Here is an 18,018-nt window from a genome sequence, read left to right as displayed (position 1 = left end):
CGGACGTCATCTCATCGCTCCCTGACCAGCTCGGCGTACGCGCCGCCGGCCGCCACCAGGGCGTCGTGACGCCCGCGTTCCACGACCGTGCCGTGCTGGAGCACCACGATCTCGTCGCTGTCGCGCACGGTGCTGAGCCGGTGCGCGATGACCACACAGGCACAGCCGCGCCTGCGCAGGTTGTCCATCACGAGCTGCTCGGTCTCCGCGTCCAGCGCGCTCGTCACCTCGTCGAGCACCAGGACGCTGGGCCTGCGGACCAGCGCCCGCGCGATCTCCAGGCGTTGGCGCTGCCCGCCGGAGAAGTTGCGTCCGTCCTGCTCGACCCGGCTCCGGATGCCGCCCGGGCGGCGCGTCACCACGTCGTACAGCGCCGCGTCCCGCAGTGCTTCGACCACCGCCTCGTCCGGGACCGACGGGTCCCACAGGGCGATGTTGTCGCGGATCGTGCCCTCGAAGAGGAACACGTCCTGGTCGACGAAGGAGACGGAGGACGCGAGCGCGCCGCGCGGGATGTCCTCCAGCCACTGCCCGTCGATGCGGATCACGCCCTCCCAGGGCGTGTACAGGCCCGAGATGAGCCTGGACACCGTCGACTTGCCGCTGCCGGAACCGCCGACGAGGGCGACCTGCCGGCCCGGTCCGACCGAGAGCGAGAACCCGGAGAGCAGTGGCTCGTCGAGCGGGCTGTAGCCGAAGGTGATGTTCTCCAGCTCGACATGGCCCCGCAGTCTGCGGGTGCTGTCACTCGCGCCGCGCCGTGAGTAGAGCGGGTCGGCGGCGAAGTTCTCGACGTCCTTCAGCCTGGCCACGTCGGCCGCGAAGTCCTGGATACGGCCCGCGACACCGTTGAGGCGGGTGATCGGCGCGGTGAAGCGGGTCACCAGCGCCTGGAACGCGACGAGCAGACCGACGGAGATGTGCCCCTCCACGGCCCGCATCCCGCCGATCCACAGGATCAGGGCGCTGTTGAGGGTCGCGAGCGTCGGCGCCACGACACCCAGCCAGGCGCTCGGCACACCGAGGCGCTGCTGCTCCTCCAGCGTGGTGGCGTGCTGCCCCGCCCACTTGCGGAAGTAGCCGTCCTCGCCGCCGGTCGCCTTCATCGTCTCGATCAACTGCAGGCCTGTGTACGCCGTGGTGGTCAGCCGCGCGCTGTCGGCCCGCAGCTTCGCCGTGCGTGTCGCCCGCAGCCGGATCACGACCCGCATCGCCACCACGTTGAGCAGGGCGACCCCGACGCCCACCGCCGTGAGCTGCGGATCGTAGGTGTAGAGCAGTACGGCGTAGAGGACCACGACGACCGCGTCCACGCCCGCCGCCGCGAGGTCCCGGGCCAGTGTCTCGGCCACCGCGTCGTTGGACTGGAGTCGCTGGACGAGGTCGGCCGGGCTGCGCTGCGAGAAGAACGTGACCGGCAGCCGCAGCAGATGCCGGAGGAACTTCGCGCTGCTGAGCGTGGAGGAGATCAGCCGGCCGCGCAGCAGGTTCGCCTGCTGCAGCCAGGTCAGCACCACCGTCAGCAGCACACTCGCGCCCATCGACGCGAACAGCACCCCGAGCAGCGAGGTCTGCCCGCCGATCAGGAACATGTCGATGTACGTACGGCTGAGCGCGGGCACCGCGGCGCCGACCGCCACCAGCAGCAGGCTGGCCAGCACGGCCGCGGGCATGGTGCCCGAAGTGCCGCGCAGCCGGGCCGGCATGGCGCCCATGACACCGGGCCTGCGGCCGCCCTTCTCGAAGTCCGGCCCCGGTTCCAGGACGAGCACGACGCCCGTGAAACTGGTGTCGAAGTCCTCCATGGAGATGAAACGGCGGCCCTTGCCGGGGTCGTTGATGTGCACCCCGCGCCGGCCCAGGCGGCGCCCGATCCCGTCGAGGACGACGTAGTGGTTGAACTCCCAGAACAGGATCGCCGGCGCCCGCACCTCGGCGAGCGCCGCCGTGTCCATCTGCATGCCCTTGGCCGTCAGACCGTAACTGCGCGCCGCCTTCAGCAGGTTGCCGGCCCGCGAGCCGTCGCGCGAGACACCGCAGGCGATACGCAGCTCCTCCAGCGGGATGTGCCGCCCGTAGTGGGCGAGGACCATCGCGAGGGAGGCGGCGCCGCACTCCACGGCCTCCATCTGGAGGACGGTGGGCGTACGGACGCGTCTGCCCCGGCCCCTGGGGACCTTGCGCCTGGGCGGCGCCGAGCGGCGTCTGCCCCGTACGGGCGGCGGCAGTTCGGGTCCCGTCGTGCGCGTGGCGGACGAGGTGTCCTGGGGTGCGGTCACGGCAGCAGCCAATCGATCGGGCGCCGGTCGTCCAGGCGGATCGAGCCGGAGGCCATGGCCATGGAGTCGAGCCGGAACGGCGGCCCTTCGGCGGACGACCACTCGTAGCCGGACTTCGTGCCGGACGAGGTGTCGAGCCGGACGAGGACGGCCACCGGCCTGCCCTTCTCGGTGAACTGCTCGCCCAGCTGGCCGTCACCGAGGAAGGCGGCGATCTGCTCCGGTGACTGGGCGGCCCGGTCCACCGACTTCACATGGCCGCGCAGCACCCCGTACTCCTGGGTCGGCACGGACTGGACGGTCAGGTCGACGGCGGCGTTCGTGGGGATCGTCGCGGCGTTCTCCGCGGGCACGTACACCGTCGCGTACAGGGGGTCGTCGGTGTCGGCGACCTTCTCCACCGCGGCGACGTTCGTGCCGGTGCTGATGATCGCGCCGATGGTCGCGGCGAGCCCGGAGACCCGGCCGGCGGCGACGCTGCGTACGACCGTCTCGCCCTTGGCCGTACGGACCTTGAGGACGGGGGCGTTCGCCTTGATGCGGCGGCCCTGCTCGGTGAGGACCGCCGTGACCTGGCCGGAGACGGGGCTTTGCAGGAGGTAACTGCCCTGCCCGTGCGTGAGGACGGCGGGCGCGCTCACCGTGGACGCCACGGAGCCCGTCACGGCCCAGACCGACGCGGCCGCCATGACGACGACCGTCACGCCCAGCACGAGCCAGCCCTGGGGGCGGGCGAAGCGCACCGGCAGGTCGAGCTCCTCCGGCGACTGCAGTTTGGCGAGGGCCTGTTGGCGGAACTGCACGGATTTCTCACCTGCGTGTGACTGGTGGCGCGTCCCGGAGGCGAACCGAGCCGGAGAACGAAAGATAAGGGGGAGTACCCGTGAGTCCCGGAACCGGGGAACGGTGCCGGGACTCACGGCACGCTAAGCGATCACAGAAGTGATCAGAGACCGGCGACCAGGCCGGTGACCGGGGCGGTGTTCAGGCCGGTCACGCCCTCGACGGTGCCGACGGCGGTGTCGACCAGGCCGGTGACCGGGGCGATGCCGTTCACGGCACCGGTGACGGCGCCGACGGCGTTCAGCGCGAGGCCGCCCGAGACGTTGTCGAGGTCGGCGTCGGAGATCTCAGCGGTCTGGACCTGGGGGGTGGAGTTCATGATGAACTTCCCTTCCTATTGATATTCACAAGGGGGGAGCGGCCCTCTCCGGGGACAGATGGCCGGCCGCGACCGCGAGCGCCCGGATCCCGAAGCCGAAATCCGGAGAACGGCCCCCGCGGTGCAATGGATCAAAGCACGGTGTCGCGTCGCTCATCCAATCAACGGGTCATGTGATCTGGGTGTTTTCGAGCCGGATCGGTTCAACCGTGCAGGCCTGCGCACCGCGTGGTGGCGACTTCTTCACATGGCCCCGGGGGTCATCCACATTTCGGCGACACGGGGCGGAACCTGAATCGGGCACACCTCGCCAATGACGCGGCACGCGACGATCCCTTGTGCGGATTCGTCGCGTGCCGTGACTCCACTGCGTATGCGATGTGCAGATTTGCTGGAGCCAGGATTCCGCTCCAGCGGGTGAGCTTTCTGTCATCACCTCATCGCCGACTGTGACCGACCGACCGGCCGTCAGTCGAGCTTCCTGAGGATCTCGGCCGCGAGCGGCGCGGAGGAGGCGGGGTTCTGGCCGGTGACGAGGTTGCGGTCGACGACCACGTACGGGGCCCAGGGCTCGCCCTCCTGGAAATCGGAGCCGATCTCCACCAGGCGGTCCTGCAGCAGCCACTTGGCCTTGTCCGCGAACCCGGCCTGGGTCTCCTCGATGTTGGTGAACCCGGTCAGTCGGTAGCCGGCGAAGGCGTTGCCGCCGTCCTCCCCGGTGGCGGCCAGCAGTGCGGCCGGGGCGTGGCAGACCACACCGAGCGGCTTCCCCGACTCCAGGGCGCGGGTGAGGAGGCGGCCCGAGTCGGCGTCGACCGCGAGGTGCTCCATGGGCCCGTGGCCACCGGGGTAGTAGACGGCCGCGTACGCGTCGAGGTCCACGTCCGTCAGACGGATCGGATGCCGCAGCCCGTCGAACGAGGCGAGGGAGGCGGCGACCCTGTCCGCGCCCTCCTGCCCGCCGTTCAGCTCGTGGGCCAGACTGCCCTTGTCCACGGTCGGTGTGACACCGCCCGGGGTGGCCACGGCGATCTCGTGGCCGGCGGCCTTGAAGGCCTCGTACGGGGCGACGGCCTCTTCCGCCCAGAATCCGGTCGGGTGCTTCGTGCCGTCCGCGAGAGTCCAGAAATCGGCACCGGTCACTACGAAAAGAATCTTCGACATGTATCGAAGGTAAGCCTGTGGGACACAGAGTTCCAATGGGGGATCAATGGGGAGATCCCCGGGGATGCAATGGGGATGTCGGATTTCCTGTGACGTCACGGGAATGGGGTCGAATGCGCCCGAATGAACCTGAGCGGACTGAGCGGACTGAGGGCCATGTGGCCGTATTCCGGTCACTTTCGCGCTAGTGCCTTCGGAGCCCCGATCAAGGCGTCGATCGGGGCGCTCCCCGTGTCGCCGGCGGTTTCGAGCGCGCGGGAGTGACGCCGTCCGTCGGGAGCCGGTCCGTATCTGTGGTGGTCAGCGTCATGGGGCCGTTGGTCCCCGCCGCCGGGGCCCGTACCTCCGGCGCGGCCGATTCGCGCTTTCGCAAAGGAAGTTGTGCGAGGACGTTGAACGCCCCAGGTGCCGCTTGCGTATCAACAGCCATCCAGGCGCCCGCAGTCAGCCGTCATCCGGCGGCTCGGACCCCCAGTCCCCAGGAGGTCATGAAGTTGAGTCACAAGCGGATACCGAAGCGCAAGGCCGTCATAGCCGCAGGAAGCGTGGTCGCGCTCGGCGCGGCGGCATTCATCCTGCCCAACGCGATGGCGTCCCAGACCGATGCGACGGAAGGTGCCGCCCCCAGAACGCTGAAGGCCGCGGACGCGTCTGACCTCGCCTCTCAACTGGCCGAACTGCTCGGTGAAGATTACGCCGGTGGGTACTACGACTCCGGCAAGCAGCAGCTCATCATCAACGTCGTGGGCGACAACAACAACATCATCCTGGCGGAGAAGAAGGGCGCGGTGGTCCGCCAGGTCGAGAACAGCACCGCCGAACTCAAGACGGCGTCGCAGACACTGAAGGCCGACGCGACCATCCCCGGCACCTCCTGGGCCGTCGATCCCCGGACGAACAAGATCCAGGTCACCGCCGACAGCACCGTCACAGGTGTGAAGTGGGACCAGTTGGAGTCGACCGTCCAGACGCTCGGCGCGGGCGTGGCGACCATCAAGAAGTCCGCCGGTGAGTTCAAGACGTTCGTCGAGGGCGGCGACGCCATCTTCGGCGGCGGCGCGCGCTGCTCGCTCGGCTTCAACGTCGTCGCCGACGACGGCAGTCCGGCCTTCCTGACCGCGGGCCACTGCGGTGTCGCCGCCGCCGCGTGGTCGGACGCGCAGGACGGCGCGCCGATCGGCACGGTCGAGACCGCCACGTTCCCCGGTGCCGGTGACTTCGCCCTCGTCAAGTACGACGACCCGGCGACCGTGGCTCCCAGCACGGTGAACACCGGTGAGCAGAGCGTGGAGATCCTGGCGGCGGCGGATGCCGCGGTCGGCGAGACGGTCATCCGGATGGGCAGCACCACCGGTCTCAACGACGGTGAGGTCACGGGCCTCGACGCCACCGTGAACTATCCGGAGGGCACGGTCACCGGTCTCATCCAGACCAACGTCTGTGCCGAGCCCGGCGACAGCGGCGGTTCGCTGTTCACCGCGGAGGGCAGCGCGATCGGCCTGACCTCGGGCGGCAGCGGCGACTGCACCGTCGGCGGCGAGACCTTCTTCCAGCCGGTGACCACCGCGCTGACCGCGGTGGGCGCGACGCTCGGTGCGGGTGAAGAGGCCGGCGCCGGGGCCGGGGAAGAGGCCGGGGCCGGTGAGGAAGCGGGCGCCGGTGAGGAAGCGGGCGCTGGTGAAGAGGCCGGGGCCGGTGAGGAAGCCGGTGCCGGTGGTGACGCGGTCGGCGGCGAAGCCGTCGGTGGCGAGGAGCAGGCCGGCGATGCCGGTGACCAGGCGGGCGACGTTGCGGACGACGGTTCGGCTCACGACCAGTGAGTTGACCGTGCGTCAGTAGCGGTGCCGTTCGGAGCGGCCCGGTCCTCCGGCGGGAGGATCGGGCCGCCTTCGTGTGTACGGGCCCCTACGGGGTGAGCGGGGGAGTCCGGACGACTGTCGGCTGCGGGCCGGTGGGGGCTGGTCGCGCGGTTCCTCGCGCCCCTTGCGGGGCCGGCCGTTGCGCGGGGCAGTAGTGGGGCCACGTCGCGTCGGCCGCGCGGTTCCCCGTGCCCCTTACGGGGTGGGCGTCGCCCGGAGGAGGAGCAGGGCCACGTCGTCCTGGCGTTGGTCCGCTGTGCCGCTGTGGTGGACGAGGCTGTCGGCCACCTCGTCCAGGGGGCGGTCGCCGATCTCGGCGAGGAGGTCCGCGAGCCCCGCCAGCGCGTCCTCGATGTCGACGCCGCGGGACTCGATCAGCCCGTCGGTGTAGAGGGCGAGCAGCGAGCCGGGCGGCAGTGCCACGTCGGTCGTCGGGTAGACGGCGTCCGCGTCGATGCCCAGCAGCGGACCGCCCGCCAGGTCGAGCACCCGCACCTTGCCGTCCGACCTCCGCAACAGGGGCGGCGGGTGCCCCGCGCGGGCCATCACCAGCTGCCCGTGCGCCGGGTCCAGGCGCAGATAGACACAGCTCACGAAGAGCTCGGTGCCCAGGTCGATCAGCAGCCGGTTGGTGCTGCTCATGACCTCCCCCGGCGACTGGCCCACCGTCGTGTAGGCGCGTACGGCCGTACGGATCTGTCCCATCAGGCCCGCCGCGGTGACGTTGTGCCCCTGCACGTCCCCGATCACCGCGGCGGCCTCAGCCGTGGCCTCCGCGCCCGTCGGGACCAGGTCGTAGAAGTCCCCGCCGATCTCCATGCCCTGGGTGGCGGGCAGATAGCGGGCCGCCGCCTCGAAGCCGGGCAGCGACGGCAGCGAGTGGGGCAGCAGCGCGGCCTGCAGACCGTGTGCCAGCTTGTGTTTGGCGTCGTAGAGGCGGGCCCGGTCGAGCGCCTGCGCGACGAGCCCGCTGAGGCTGGTCAGCACGGCACGCTCGTCGGCCGGGAAGGGATGGGGCGCCGCGTACGCGAGTACGCAGGTGCCGACCGGCCGGCCGGACGCGATGAGCGGCAGATACGCCCAGGCCGCCATGTCACCGGCCGGCCGCTGGTCCGGATAGAGACGCGCCAGCTCCTGGCCGGAGGCGAAGAAGGCCGGCACGCCGCTCACCAGGGCGTGCGTGCCGGGCGAGGGCTCGCTGAGCTGCATCCCTTCGAACCGTTCCAGCTCCCGCGGGTCCGGGTAGCCGCGCTGTCCGAGGACATGCAGCCGGCCCGCCTCCGAACCGAGCATCACCAGCCCCTGACTGCCGACGGCGGGGGCGATCTCGTCGGCGACCAGCTGGACCACGTCCTGCACACCCACCGCCTGCGTGAGCGCCCCGGCCAGGCTCAGCACCTGCGAGATGGAGACGAGGCGGGTACCGGTCTCCCCGTGCTGGAAGGCCGCGGGGCCCTCCCGCGCCACGGCCCTGGCCCGGGTGATGCGCACGCTCAGCCCGTTCGTACTGGGATAGAGGCGGAACGACAGCCACTCCGAGGGCGGCCGCATCGCCACGAACGACGTCACCTGCTGGCTGAGCAGCGCGGCACGGTAGCGGTCCTCGTAGACCGGGTCGTTCAGCCAGGGCACGGCCGCCCACAGCTGGGTGCCCAGCAGAGCGCTGACCGGCAGCCCCAGCAGCTCGGCCGACGCCGCGTTGGCGAAGGTGATCCGCCCCTGCAGATCCAGCGCGCACAGCCCGTACGGCAGACGCGCCACCATCCGCGCCGCCTCGACCGTGCCGAGCGTCCCCGCCACGCTCGCGACGGGCGCCGGGGAGAGCAGATCGGGCTCCGGCCGGATCTGCCGGCCCCTGTCGTGGGCGCGTTCCAGCCGCATCGCGAGCCGGTCGCAGGCGGCCGTCAGATGGTCCCGCTCCCAGTCCGACAGCTCCCCGGGATGCGCGCCGGGCCAGGTCACGAAGAGCGCCCCGTACGTGGCCCGGTCGGTCGCCACCGGCAGCGCGGCCAGCGCGAACGGATACGGCAGGACCACCGAGATCCGCGGGTAGCGCCGGGCCATGTCCTGCTCGCCGCCCACCCACACGAGCCGCCGGTGACGCGCGGCCTCCGCCACCGGGACCGGCGCGCTCAGGCCCAGCCGCTCCCAGGGAGCCGCGAACGCCCTGGGCAGCCCGGCCATCACCGCCATCTCCAGCACCGGTTCGGCCGGGGCCAGCAGGTACACCGCGCCCGAGTGCGCGTGCACGTCGTCCATGAGGGCGGCCAGTGTCAGGGAGAGCAGCGGCCGGCCGACCGGAGCCGGGCCGACCCGGGACGGCTGACCGGACGCCTGCCATCGGGACACACCGACCACCTCCCTCGGCCACACGGAGGAGCCCAGAGGTCAAGGCTCCCCCGCGGGAGCGGTTCCCGCACGGCGAGGGCCGGGGGCGCGCCGCCGCGCCCCCGCCGGGCGCCCCCTGTGTCCGTTCCGCGCGCCGTTCTACGCAGCGTGACCCCGGTCGGCGGTATCCCCGGCAGGCCCCGAAAACTCTCCGTGACGCCACCGACGGGCCCGCAGCAGGAGCCTCACGCACGTCCGGCCGACGGGCCACCCCACTTCGTGACAATCACAGGGGCTGCGCCCGCGTCCCGGAAGCGTTGTAATGACGGACGTGGTCAGTGAGGGCGATGCGGGACGCAGCACGAGAACGCCGCGTGCCGAACTTGCCCTCAAGGCGGTCCGCACGGACCTCGGCTCTCCCGAACGGCTGCGGAGCGTGCTCGAACAGGCACTCGTCTACGGCGGCGCTACCCTCGCCCTCGTGTACGCACCGGGGGACCACGGTGACCAGCTGTGCCTGATCGAGTCCGCGGGCGTCCCACGGGCCCTGTACGGCGTACGCGACAGCTATCCGCTCTCGGGCGGCTCACCCGCGGCCGACGCCTACCGTGCCGGGCAGCCCCTGTGGCTCGGCCCCGCGGAACTCGCCGTGCTCCCCGGCGCCCGGCCCACGCCGGCCGGGGACCACTGGCTGGCCGCCCTGCCCCTGCCCCCCGACCCACGGGGCGGCGGCTGCCTGGTGGCCGTGAGCGAGAGCCCGGGCGGCTTCGACACCGAGGACCGCAAGTGCCTGGAGCTGTTCGCCGAGGCGGTCTCCTTCCCGCCCCCGCCCGGCACCGGCGAACCCGAGGCGCTGCCCAGCAGCTCGTTCAGCCTGGCCATGGACTCCGGCCGGGTCGAGGTCGACGACGTGATGCTGGAACTGTTCGGACTCGTGCCCGCCGAGTTCGACGGCAAGGTCGAGACGCTGCTCAGCATGACCGTGCCGGAGGACCTGCCCACGCTGATGTCCGTGGTGGAGGCCGACCACATGTCCATCGGCGAGCGGGAGCTGGAGTTCCGCATCCTCCAGCCCTCCGGCGAGCAGCGGTGGCTGAGGCTGCGCGCCCGGCTGCTGCCCGCCGCCGACGGGCGCCCGTCCCGGCTGGTGGGCACCGTCGCCGACGCCTCGAAACTGCGGTCCGGCGGCAACGAGGTGGCCCGTGTCCAGCGCCTCGCCGCCGCCCTCGCCACCGCGGGCACCGTCCGCGACGTGGGCCAGGCGGTCGTCACCGCCCTGCGCCGACCCCTGAACGCCGACCGCATCGCCCTGGCCGAACTGGAGGGCGACCGCCTCGTCGTCACCGTCCTGGACCCGCCGGAACCGGAGGCATGGCCCGAGGTGTGGCGCACCGAGTGGCGCTCGGAGTGGCCCGACGCCCCTGTGCGCACCATGCCGACGCTGGAGACCGCCCTGCGGGAGGGCCGCGCGGCGATCTGGCCCGCCGGCACCCCGCTGGAGCCGGCGCTCGCCGACGTCGGTCCCGGCGGCCTCGCCGTCCTGCCCCTGCCGGCCGGCGGCCGGATGGCAGGGGCCTGCCTCATCGGCTGGGACACCCCGCACGACTTCGGCCCCGACGAGCGCGCCCTGCTCACCGCCTCCGCCGGACTGGCAGGCCAGGCCCTGATGCGCGCCCACGCCTTCGACGCCGAACACGAACTCGTCGGCATGCTCCAGCGCACCCTCCTCCCGCGCAGACTGCCGCCCCTGCCCGGCGCCGAGGCCGTCGCCCGCTACCTGCCCACCACGGCGGGCCTGGAGGTCGGCGGCGACTGGTACGACGTCATCCCGCTGCCCGACAACCACGTCGCCCTCGTCATCGGCGACGTCCAGGGACACAACGCCCAGGCCGCCACCCTGATGGGCCAGATGCGTACCGCCCTGCGCGCGTACGCCGTCGAGGGCCACCCCCCGGACGTGGTCGTCTCGCACGCCAACCGGCTGCTCATGGGCATGGAGACCGACCTCTTCGCCACCTGCTGCTATGTCGACGTGGACATGGCGGAGGGCACGGCCTGGTGCGTACGGGCCGGGCATCTGCCGCCGGTCCTGCGCCACCCGGACGGCACCACCGACATCGTCGTCACGGAGGGCGGGCCGCCCCTCGGGGTCATCACCCAGGCCGACTTCCCGATGAGCCCGCTGCCGCTCCAGCCCGGCACCGTGGTGGCCCTCACCACGGACGGCCTCGTCGAGTCCTCCGAACTGGACCTGGACGACGGCCTGAACCGGCTCGCCGGCCAACTGGCCGCGGCCGACCCCGCGCACCTCGGACTCGTCGCGGACGCCCTCCTCGCGGACGCCAACCGCGGCGACGACGTGGCCCTGCTCCTCCTGCGGTACGACGGCCTGGACCTGAGGCCGCTGCGCGAGAGCTGGACGGTGTGGCGCGTCCCCGAGGCGGTCCGCCACGCCCGCCGCTTCACCCGGCGCGCCCTGCGCGCCTGGGGCGTCGGGGACGAGCCCGACGCCATCCTGCTGATCGTCTCCGAACTCGTCACCAACGCCCTCGTGCACACCGACGGCCAGGTCCGCCTCGACCTCACCCTCATCAACAACCGCATGCGCGTCGCCGTCGCCGACGCCTCACCGCGTTCGCCCGTCAAACCCACGAGCATCGGCTGGGAGGCCACCGGAGGCCGCGGCATACTGCTGGTCGAGGCCCTCTCCGCCACCTGGGGAACCGTCCCGGTCAGCGGCGGCAAACAGGTCTGGGCCGAACTCCCCCTGATCGAGCCCGTCGAGCCCGTCGGCGACTGAACCGGGAGACCGAGCAGGGAGACTCACTTCCATGCGCCTCCTCCTCATGTCCGACACCCACCTCCCCAAGCGCGCCAAGGAACTGCCCGAGCCACTCCTCGCCGAACTCCCGCGCGCCGACGTCGTGATCCACGCCGGCGACTGGGTGGACACCGCGACCCTCGACCTCCTCGAAAGCCGCTCGCACCGGTTCATCGGCGTGTACGGCAACAACGACGGCCCCGATCTCAGGGCCCGCCTCCCCGAGATCGCCCGTGCCGAACTCGACGGCCTGCGCCTCGGGGTCGTCCACGAGACCGGCGCCGCCCAGGGCCGCGAACGCCGGTGCGCGGAACGCTTCCCCGACCTCGACGTCCTGGTCTTCGGCCACAGCCACATCCCCTGGGACACCACGGCCGCCGCCGGACTGCGCCTGCTCAACCCGGGCTCGCCCACCGACCGCAGACGCCAGCCGCACTGCACGTACATGACCGCGACCGTGACGGACGGCCGGCTCGACGACGTCCGCCTGCACCGCCTGCCGCCGCGAGGCTAGCCCTCACGGTCGTCGCGGGTGGATCTCCCCGTCCGTCGCCGCCAGCGGGGCGCCGCTGCCGCCCCAGCGCAGCGCGACGATCTCCGCGGCGACGGACACGGCCACCTCCTCGGGCGTACGCGCCCCGAGGTCCAGGCCCACCGGTGAACGCAGCCGGGCCAGTTCGGCCTCGTCGAGCCCGCCGTCCCGCAGCCGCTTCATCCGGTCGTCGTGCGTACGCCGGCTGCCCATCGCCCCGATGTACGCGGCCGGGCGGCGCAGCGCCTCCTCCAGGAGCGGCACATCGAACTTGGGGTCGTGGGTGAGGACACAGATCACCGTGCGCTCGTCGGTGTCCGTCCTCCGGAGGAAGCGGTGTGGCCACTCGACGACGACCTCGACGCCCGCCGGGAAGCGTTTCGGGGTGGCGAACACGGGCCGCGCGTCGCACACCGTGACCCGGTATCCGAGGAACGCGCCGATACGGGCCACCGCGCCCGCGTAGTCGATCGCCCCGAAGACCAGCATGCGCGGCGGGGGAGCGAAGGAGTGCAGGAAGACCGTCACGGCGTCCTCACGCCGCTCGCCGTGCGGCCCGTAGTGCCGTCGGCCGGTCGCCCCCAGGGCCAGTTCGCCCCGCGCGTCGGCGGTCACGGCCACGTCCAGGCCCGTCGTGCCGAGCGTTCCCGACACCTCGTCCGCCCAGACGGCGAGGGTCGCCCCGCGCTCCGCGGGGCCGTCGATCACCGTCGCCACGGTCACCGGGCGGCCCGCGCCCACCGACTCCGCGACCGCCCCGAAGGACGGATCGAGGCCGGCCGTCACGGGCCGTACGAGGAGGGTGATCTCCCCGCCGCAGGTCAGCCCGACGGCGAACGCGTCCTCGTCGCTGTACCCGAAGGTCTCAAGCCGTGCCTCGCCCGACCCGACGACCTCCTGGGCCAACTCGTACACCGCGCCCTCGACGCAGCCGCCGGACACACTGCCCACGACCTCGTCACCCGGCCCGACGGCCATGGAGGCGCCGGGGTCCCGGGGCGCGCTGCGGCTGACGGCGACGACGGTGGCGAGCCCGAAGGGGGAGCCCTCCGCGTACCACCGGCCGAGCGCCGGGAGGATCTCACGCATCGTCCGCTCCTCTCACCACCGCGGCCAGACGTTCCAGCGCGGCCGGACCGTGGCCCTCGACGAACGCGTCCACGCTCGGCAGTGCCGCCGCCATACCTGCGGCCACGGGTGCGTATCCGGGGCGGGCCTTGCGCGGATCGGCCCGGATCACCCGGTGCGCGAGCCGGTGCAAGCGTCGCATCTGGGCGGCGAGGGGTTCTGGATCGCCACGCTCCCAGCCGTCCGACAGTACGACGTCGGACGGCGCCCCGGGCCGCAGCGCGTCGAGCGCGCCGATCAGGGCCGGTACGCGATCGGGTCCCGCGTCGACCCCGGCGGCACGCGGGGCACGGGCGAGTGGACCAGCAGAAGACGGGGTTCGACCTCGTCCTCGTACTTCGTGCCGTCCACCGTCACCGAGATTCGGGTCATGTGCCCTCCCAGGTAACCGTGCGAGGGTGCGTGGGGAATCAGCCACCGGACGTGATGGGCGTCACTCTAGAACCGAGTCCCGGGAGGGGCGAGTGCCTCGACAGGCCTTTGTTGAGCGTTAATCCGTTGCCGCGGGGCGCCGCCGCCTGCTGCACTACGGAGCATCAGCCGTAAGGCACCGTCGTCGTGTGGGACCGAGGAGCAGCAATGCGCGCACCGTTCATGTCCGTCCGGAAAGGAATCCCTCTCATCACAAAGGACATGACACGCGGTGCACGCACTGAACCTGGGCATTCTGGCCCACGTAGACGCGGGTAAGACCAGCCTGACCGAGCGGCTGCTGCACACCGTCGGGGTCATCGACGAGATCGGCAGCGTCGACGACGGCAGCACGCAGACCGACTCCCTCGCGCTGGAACGACAGCGTGGCATCACCATCAAGTCCGCCGTCGTCTCCTTCGAGATCGACGACGTCACGGTCGACCTCATCGACACCCCCGGCCACCCGGACTTCATCGCCGAGGTGGAGCGGGTGCTGGGCGTCCTCGACGGCGCGGTGCTCGTGATCTCGGCCGTGGAAGGCGTTCAGGCGCAGACGCGCGTCCTGATGCGGACGCTGCGACGGCTGCGCATCCCGACCCTGATCTTCGTCAACAAGATCGACCGCCGCGGCGCCGACACGGACCGCGTGCTGCGGAGCGTCGCCGAACGGCTCACACCGGCGATCGTGCCGATGGGCCTGGTCGACGGCCTCGGCACGCGCGACGCCCGGGCGGTACCGCACACGGACTCCACCACGGGTACGGCCGGCATGCTCGACGTCCTCTCGGCGCACGACGACGAACTCCTCGCCGCGTACGTCGAGGACGGTACGGTCTCGTACCGCCGACTGTGTGCGGCGCTCGCCGATCAGACCGGGCGGACGCGGGTCCATCCGGTCTTCTTCGGCTCCGCCATGACGGGCGCGGGCGTGGAAGCCCTGCTGCGCGGCATCGGGGAACTGCTGCCGGCCGCCGGGGGCCGGGCCGACGGCCCGGTGTCCGGAACGGTGTTCAAGGTCGAGCGGGGGCCGGCGGGGGAGAAGATCGCGTATGTGCGGATGTTCTCGGGGACCGTACGCACGCGGGACCTGCTGACGTTCGGCGACGGCGGCGAGGGCATCCTCCGGGAGGGCAAGGTCACCGCGATCGACGTCTTCGAGCGGGGCTCGGCCCGGCGGGAGGCGTCCGTGACGGCCGGGCGGATCGGCACGCTCCGGGGCCTCGCCGACGTCAGGATCGGCGACACCATCGGCGTACCGGGCGAACGGTCGGGGGAGCCGGCGGGGTCGGCGGGGTCGCTGGGATCTGTGGGGCCGCTGGGATCTATGGGGCGGCGCCACTTCTCCCCTCCCACGCTCGAAACGGTCGTCGTCCCGGCCCGGCCCGCCGACAAGGGCGCCCTGCACACCGCCCTGACGCAACTCGCCGAGCAGGACCCGCTGATCGATGTGCGGCACGACGAGACCCGGCAGGAGATCTCCGTGTCCCTCTACGGCGAGGTGCAGAAGGAGGTCGTCCAGGCGACCCTCGCCGACGGGTTCGGGCTCGACGTCGGCTTCCGCGAGACGACGACGATCTGCGTCGAGCGGCCCGTGGGCAGCGGGGAGGCGGTCGAGTTCAACGGCAAGGACGCCAACCCGTTCCTCGCCACGGTCGGACTGCGCGTCGACCCGGCTCCGGTCGGCTCCGGCGTGGAGTTCCGGCTGGAGGTCGAGCTCGGCGGGATGCCGTACGCCTTCTTCAAGGCCGTCGAGGACACCGTGCAGGAGGCGCTGGGCCAGGGGATCCACGGCTGGCAGGTGACCGACTGCACGGTCACGATGACGCACTCCGGCTACTCGCCGCGGCAGAGCCACGCTCACCAGGGCTTCGACAAGAGCATGTCGAGCACGGGCGCGGACTTCCGCGGCCTCACCCCGCTCGTCCTGATGGACGCGCTGCGCCGGGCCGGCACCCAGGTGTACGAGCCGATGCACCGCATCCGGCTGGAAGCCCCCGCGGACACGCTGGGCGCGCTCCTCCCGGTGCTCGCCGGGCTGCGGGCCGTGCCGCAGGTGACGGAGACGAGGGGCAGGGCATGCGTACTGGAGTGGGCGATCCCCGCGGCGCGGGTGCACGAACTGGAGCAGCGTCTGCCGGGGCTGACCCGTGGCGAGGGCGAACTGGAGGCAGCCTTCGACCACTACGCGCCGGTCGGCCGCGGGCCGGCCTCTCCGGTACCGGAGAGGCCGCGCACCGACCACAATCCGCTCAACCGCAAGGAGTACCTGCTGAAGGTGGCCCGGCGGGTCTGAACCCGAACCGGCCCGGCGGCGGACGGATACCACAACAACCTTTGAGAAAAGGTGACTTACTCTCAGGTCAGGAGGCTTGACGGGCCAAAGACGCGCGCGGGATTGTTGTGAACATGTCGAAGTTGCGTGTGCATCTGCTCGGCGTCCTCGTCCTCCTGACCGGTCTCCTGTCGACCGCGGGAGCCCAGTCCGCCACCGCCCTCCCCGACGACCTGTGGTTCGACCCGGCCGCCGCCGCGACCCTCACGGTCCAGAGCGGCCGCTTCACCGACGGGCTCGGCCGCGAGGTCGTGCTGCGCGGCTACAACGTCTCCGGCGAGACGAAGCTGGCGGAGAACCACGGCCTGCCGTTCGCCTCGGTCGCCGACGCCAGGAAGTCGGCGACCGCGCTGCGCGCCCTCGGCGGCGGCAACTCGGTGCGCTTCCTGCTCTCCTGGGCGTACGCCGAACCGGTGCGCGGCCAGGTGGACACCGCGTACCTGGCGGCGGCCACCGACCAGATGCGTGCCTTCCTGGACGCCGGGATCCGGATCTACCCCGACTTCCACCAGGACCTCTACTCGCGCCACCTCTTCGACCCCGACAGCTGGTACACGGGCGACGGCGCCCCCAAATGGGCCGTCGACGCCGGTGACTACCCGGACGAGTACTGCGGCATCTGCCCCTTCTGGGGTCAGAACATCACCTCGAACGCGGCCGTCACGGAGGCGTCGTACGACTTCTGGCACAACGCGTTCGGCCTCCAGGACGCCTTCCTCACCACCGCTCAGACCACCATGGCGTACGTCGAACAGCATCTGACGGACGCCCAGTTCGCGGGTGTCGTCGGCTTCGACCCGTACAACGAGCCGCACGCGGGTGTCTACGACTCGGGTCAGACGAGCCGGGCGTGGGAGAAGGACGTGCTCTGGCCGTTCTATGTGAAGTTCCGGGCGCGCATGGACGCGGCGGGCTGGCAGGCCAAGCCCGCCTTCGTGGAGCCGAACCTCTTCTGGAACGCCAACATCGACTTCCAGAAGCAGGAGGGCGGCCTCCTCGACTCGGGCACCCTCGGCCCGCGCTATGTCTTCAACACCCACTTCTACGACCAGAAGGCGATCTCGGGCGTCTTCATGTGGGGCAAGGCGGAGAACGGGCAGTACGTGGGCGACTTCGGCACCGTGCGCGACCGGGCCGCCGCCACCGGCACCGCCGCGGTCGTCAGCGAATTCGGCCACCCGCTCTCCGGCACCGTCTCCGACAAGGCGCCGACCGTCCTCAAGGCCATGTACCAGGCACTCGACTCCCGTGTGAAGGGCGGCAGTTGGTGGACCACCCCCACCCAGTCGGGCCCGGTCCTGTCCGGCTCGCAGTGGCAGTGGGACATCTACAACGGACGCCACCGCGAGCTGATGAACGGCAACCCCGACAAGGTGCTCACCACCGGTGACGCCTGGAACGACGAGGACCTCTCCGCCGTACGCCTCGACGACTCCGGGACGGCCGTGCTGCGCCAGGACGCCCGGCTGCTCGACCGGGTCTACCCGAGCGCGACGGCGGGACGGACGGTCGCCTTCACCTACGAGGACCGTTCACGGGACGGCTCCACGACTCTCACCTGGAACCCGGTACCCAGCTCCCTGCCGCGCGTGGCCGAGCTGGTCGGCTCCGGCCAGTACGCGCTCCAGGTGTGGCGCTCGGACGGCAGCGCGGCCCCCACCGAACTGCACCTTCCCGCATCCTTCCCGACCGCCTCCACGACGGTCGTCTCGGACCTCGGAGTGACGGCCTCGCCGCCCGCGTACACCAGGACCACACCGATCGCCGCCGCGCGCGAACCGGGTGGCACGGGCAGCCGCCGTCTCCTGCTGACCGCCGCGGACTCGGGCGTCCTGCACTACGCCCTGGTCACCAACGGCGCGACAGCCCCGTCCACGACACTGCTGAACGCCGCGCGGACCGAGCTGGCGAACTGGGCGGCGACAACGGCGGGCTGACGGCCGCCCAGGGCAGGACGGCAGGGTTCCACTTCGTGGTCCGCAGCGACCGGGCCCCGAAC

Annotated in this window: 11 protein-coding genes and 2 pseudogenes; 5 read left to right on the top strand and 8 right to left on the bottom strand. The window is 71.8% G+C overall.

What is annotated here, in order from left to right; all coding sequences use genetic code 11:
* Positions 1-11: 11 nt before the first annotated feature.
* The 4 genes from ACIOKD_RS27905 to ACIOKD_RS27890 all read right to left on the bottom strand — a co-directional run bounded on the left by ACIOKD_RS27905 (position 12) and on the right by ACIOKD_RS27890 (position 4,605).
* On the bottom strand, positions 12-2,279 hold the full coding sequence (locus ACIOKD_RS27905; RefSeq protein ID WP_402089453.1) for an NHLP family bacteriocin export ABC transporter peptidase/permease/ATPase subunit: 2,268 nt from the start codon (positions 2,277-2,279) through the stop codon (positions 12-14).
* The gene (locus tag ACIOKD_RS27900; protein WP_402089452.1) at positions 2,276-3,082 is read right to left on the bottom strand and encodes an HlyD family efflux transporter periplasmic adaptor subunit; all 807 of its coding nucleotides are present in this window, start codon (positions 3,080-3,082) and stop codon (positions 2,276-2,278) included. Before ACIOKD_RS27900 ends, ACIOKD_RS27905 begins: the two co-directional genes overlap by 4 nt.
* 143 nt (positions 3,083-3,225) lie before the next feature.
* On the bottom strand, positions 3,226-3,441 hold the full coding sequence (locus ACIOKD_RS27895; protein ID WP_402089450.1) for a type A2 lantipeptide: 216 nt from the start codon (positions 3,439-3,441) through the stop codon (positions 3,226-3,228).
* Between the two features lie 468 nt (positions 3,442-3,909).
* The gene (locus tag ACIOKD_RS27890; protein ID WP_402089448.1) at positions 3,910-4,605 is read right to left on the bottom strand and encodes a type 1 glutamine amidotransferase domain-containing protein; all 696 of its coding nucleotides are present in this window, start codon (positions 4,603-4,605) and stop codon (positions 3,910-3,912) included.
* 494 nt (positions 4,606-5,099) lie between these two features.
* Between ACIOKD_RS27890 and ACIOKD_RS27885 the strand changes: the two genes are divergently transcribed.
* Positions 5,100-6,425 carry a S1 family peptidase gene (locus ACIOKD_RS27885; RefSeq protein ID WP_402089672.1) on the top strand — a complete coding sequence of 442 codons (1,326 nt, stop codon included), beginning with the start codon at positions 5,100-5,102 and terminating at the stop codon, positions 6,423-6,425.
* Between the two features lie 234 nt (positions 6,426-6,659).
* Here ACIOKD_RS27885 and ACIOKD_RS27880 read toward each other — a convergent pair whose 3' ends face one another.
* Positions 6,660-8,822 carry a SpoIIE family protein phosphatase gene (locus tag ACIOKD_RS27880; RefSeq protein WP_402089446.1) on the bottom strand — a complete coding sequence of 721 codons (2,163 nt, stop codon included), beginning with the start codon at positions 8,820-8,822 and terminating at the stop codon, positions 6,660-6,662.
* Between the two features lie 292 nt (positions 8,823-9,114).
* Here ACIOKD_RS27880 and ACIOKD_RS27875 point away from each other — a divergent pair, with 292 nt between their 5' ends.
* Positions 9,115-11,592, top strand: a complete 2,478-nt coding sequence (locus tag ACIOKD_RS27875) for a SpoIIE family protein phosphatase (protein WP_402089444.1) — start codon at positions 9,115-9,117, stop codon at positions 11,590-11,592.
* Positions 11,593-11,623: 31 nt separating this feature from the next.
* Complete coding sequence (locus ACIOKD_RS27870) at positions 11,624-12,127, top strand: metallophosphoesterase family protein (protein ID WP_402089442.1); 504 nt, start codon at positions 11,624-11,626, stop codon at positions 12,125-12,127.
* 3 nt (positions 12,128-12,130) lie between these two features.
* On the opposite strand, the gene ACIOKD_RS27865 is transcribed toward ACIOKD_RS27870, so the two are convergent.
* The 3 genes and pseudogenes from ACIOKD_RS27865 to ACIOKD_RS27855 form a co-directional block, all read right to left on the bottom strand.
* Positions 12,131-13,234, bottom strand: coding sequence for an XdhC family protein (locus ACIOKD_RS27865; RefSeq protein WP_402089440.1), 1,104 nt, complete (start codon positions 13,232-13,234; stop codon positions 12,131-12,133).
* A pseudogene (locus ACIOKD_RS27860) lies at positions 13,227-13,560 on the bottom strand (VWA domain-containing protein); the annotation flags it as partial. The gene ACIOKD_RS27865 and the pseudogene ACIOKD_RS27860, both read right to left, overlap by 8 nt.
* Positions 13,561-13,570: 10 nt before the next feature.
* Positions 13,571-13,645, bottom strand: a pseudogene (locus ACIOKD_RS27855) ((2Fe-2S)-binding protein); the annotation flags it as partial.
* 271 nt (positions 13,646-13,916) lie between these two features.
* On the opposite strand from ACIOKD_RS27855, the gene ACIOKD_RS27850 reads away from it, so the two are divergent.
* Positions 13,917-15,980, top strand: coding sequence for a GTP-binding protein (locus ACIOKD_RS27850; RefSeq protein ID WP_402089438.1), 2,064 nt, complete (start codon positions 13,917-13,919; stop codon positions 15,978-15,980).
* Between the two features lie 113 nt (positions 15,981-16,093).
* Positions 16,094-17,956, top strand: a complete 1,863-nt coding sequence (locus ACIOKD_RS27845; protein WP_402089436.1) for an endoglycosylceramidase — start codon at positions 16,094-16,096, stop codon at positions 17,954-17,956.
* The last annotated feature ends 62 nt before the right edge of the window (positions 17,957-18,018 follow it).

It is taken from the genome of Streptomyces sp. NPDC087844, from assembly GCF_044742785.1.
In the GTDB taxonomy this organism is placed as follows: Bacteria; Actinomycetota; Actinomycetes; order Streptomycetales; family Streptomycetaceae; genus Streptomyces.
Note: the sequence above shows the minus strand (reverse complement) of the source record. Positions and strands in the feature narration are given on the sequence as shown.

Coding starts and splice junctions, on each gene's coding strand:
- ACIOKD_RS27895 (WP_402089450.1), bottom strand. CDS start 3,441: ATGAACTCCACCCCCCAGGTCCAGACCGCTGAGATCTCCGACGCCGAC.
- ACIOKD_RS27890 (WP_402089448.1), bottom strand. CDS start 4,605: ATGTCGAAGATTCTTTTCGTAGTGACCGGTGCCGATTTCTGGACTCTC.
- ACIOKD_RS27875 (WP_402089444.1), top strand. CDS start 9,115: ATGACGGACGTGGTCAGTGAGGGCGATGCGGGACGCAGCACGAGAACG.
- ACIOKD_RS27870 (WP_402089442.1), top strand. CDS start 11,624: ATGCGCCTCCTCCTCATGTCCGACACCCACCTCCCCAAGCGCGCCAAG.
- ACIOKD_RS27865 (WP_402089440.1), bottom strand. CDS start 13,234: ATGCGTGAGATCCTCCCGGCGCTCGGCCGGTGGTACGCGGAGGGCTCC.
- ACIOKD_RS27845 (WP_402089436.1), top strand. CDS start 16,094: ATGTCGAAGTTGCGTGTGCATCTGCTCGGCGTCCTCGTCCTCCTGACC.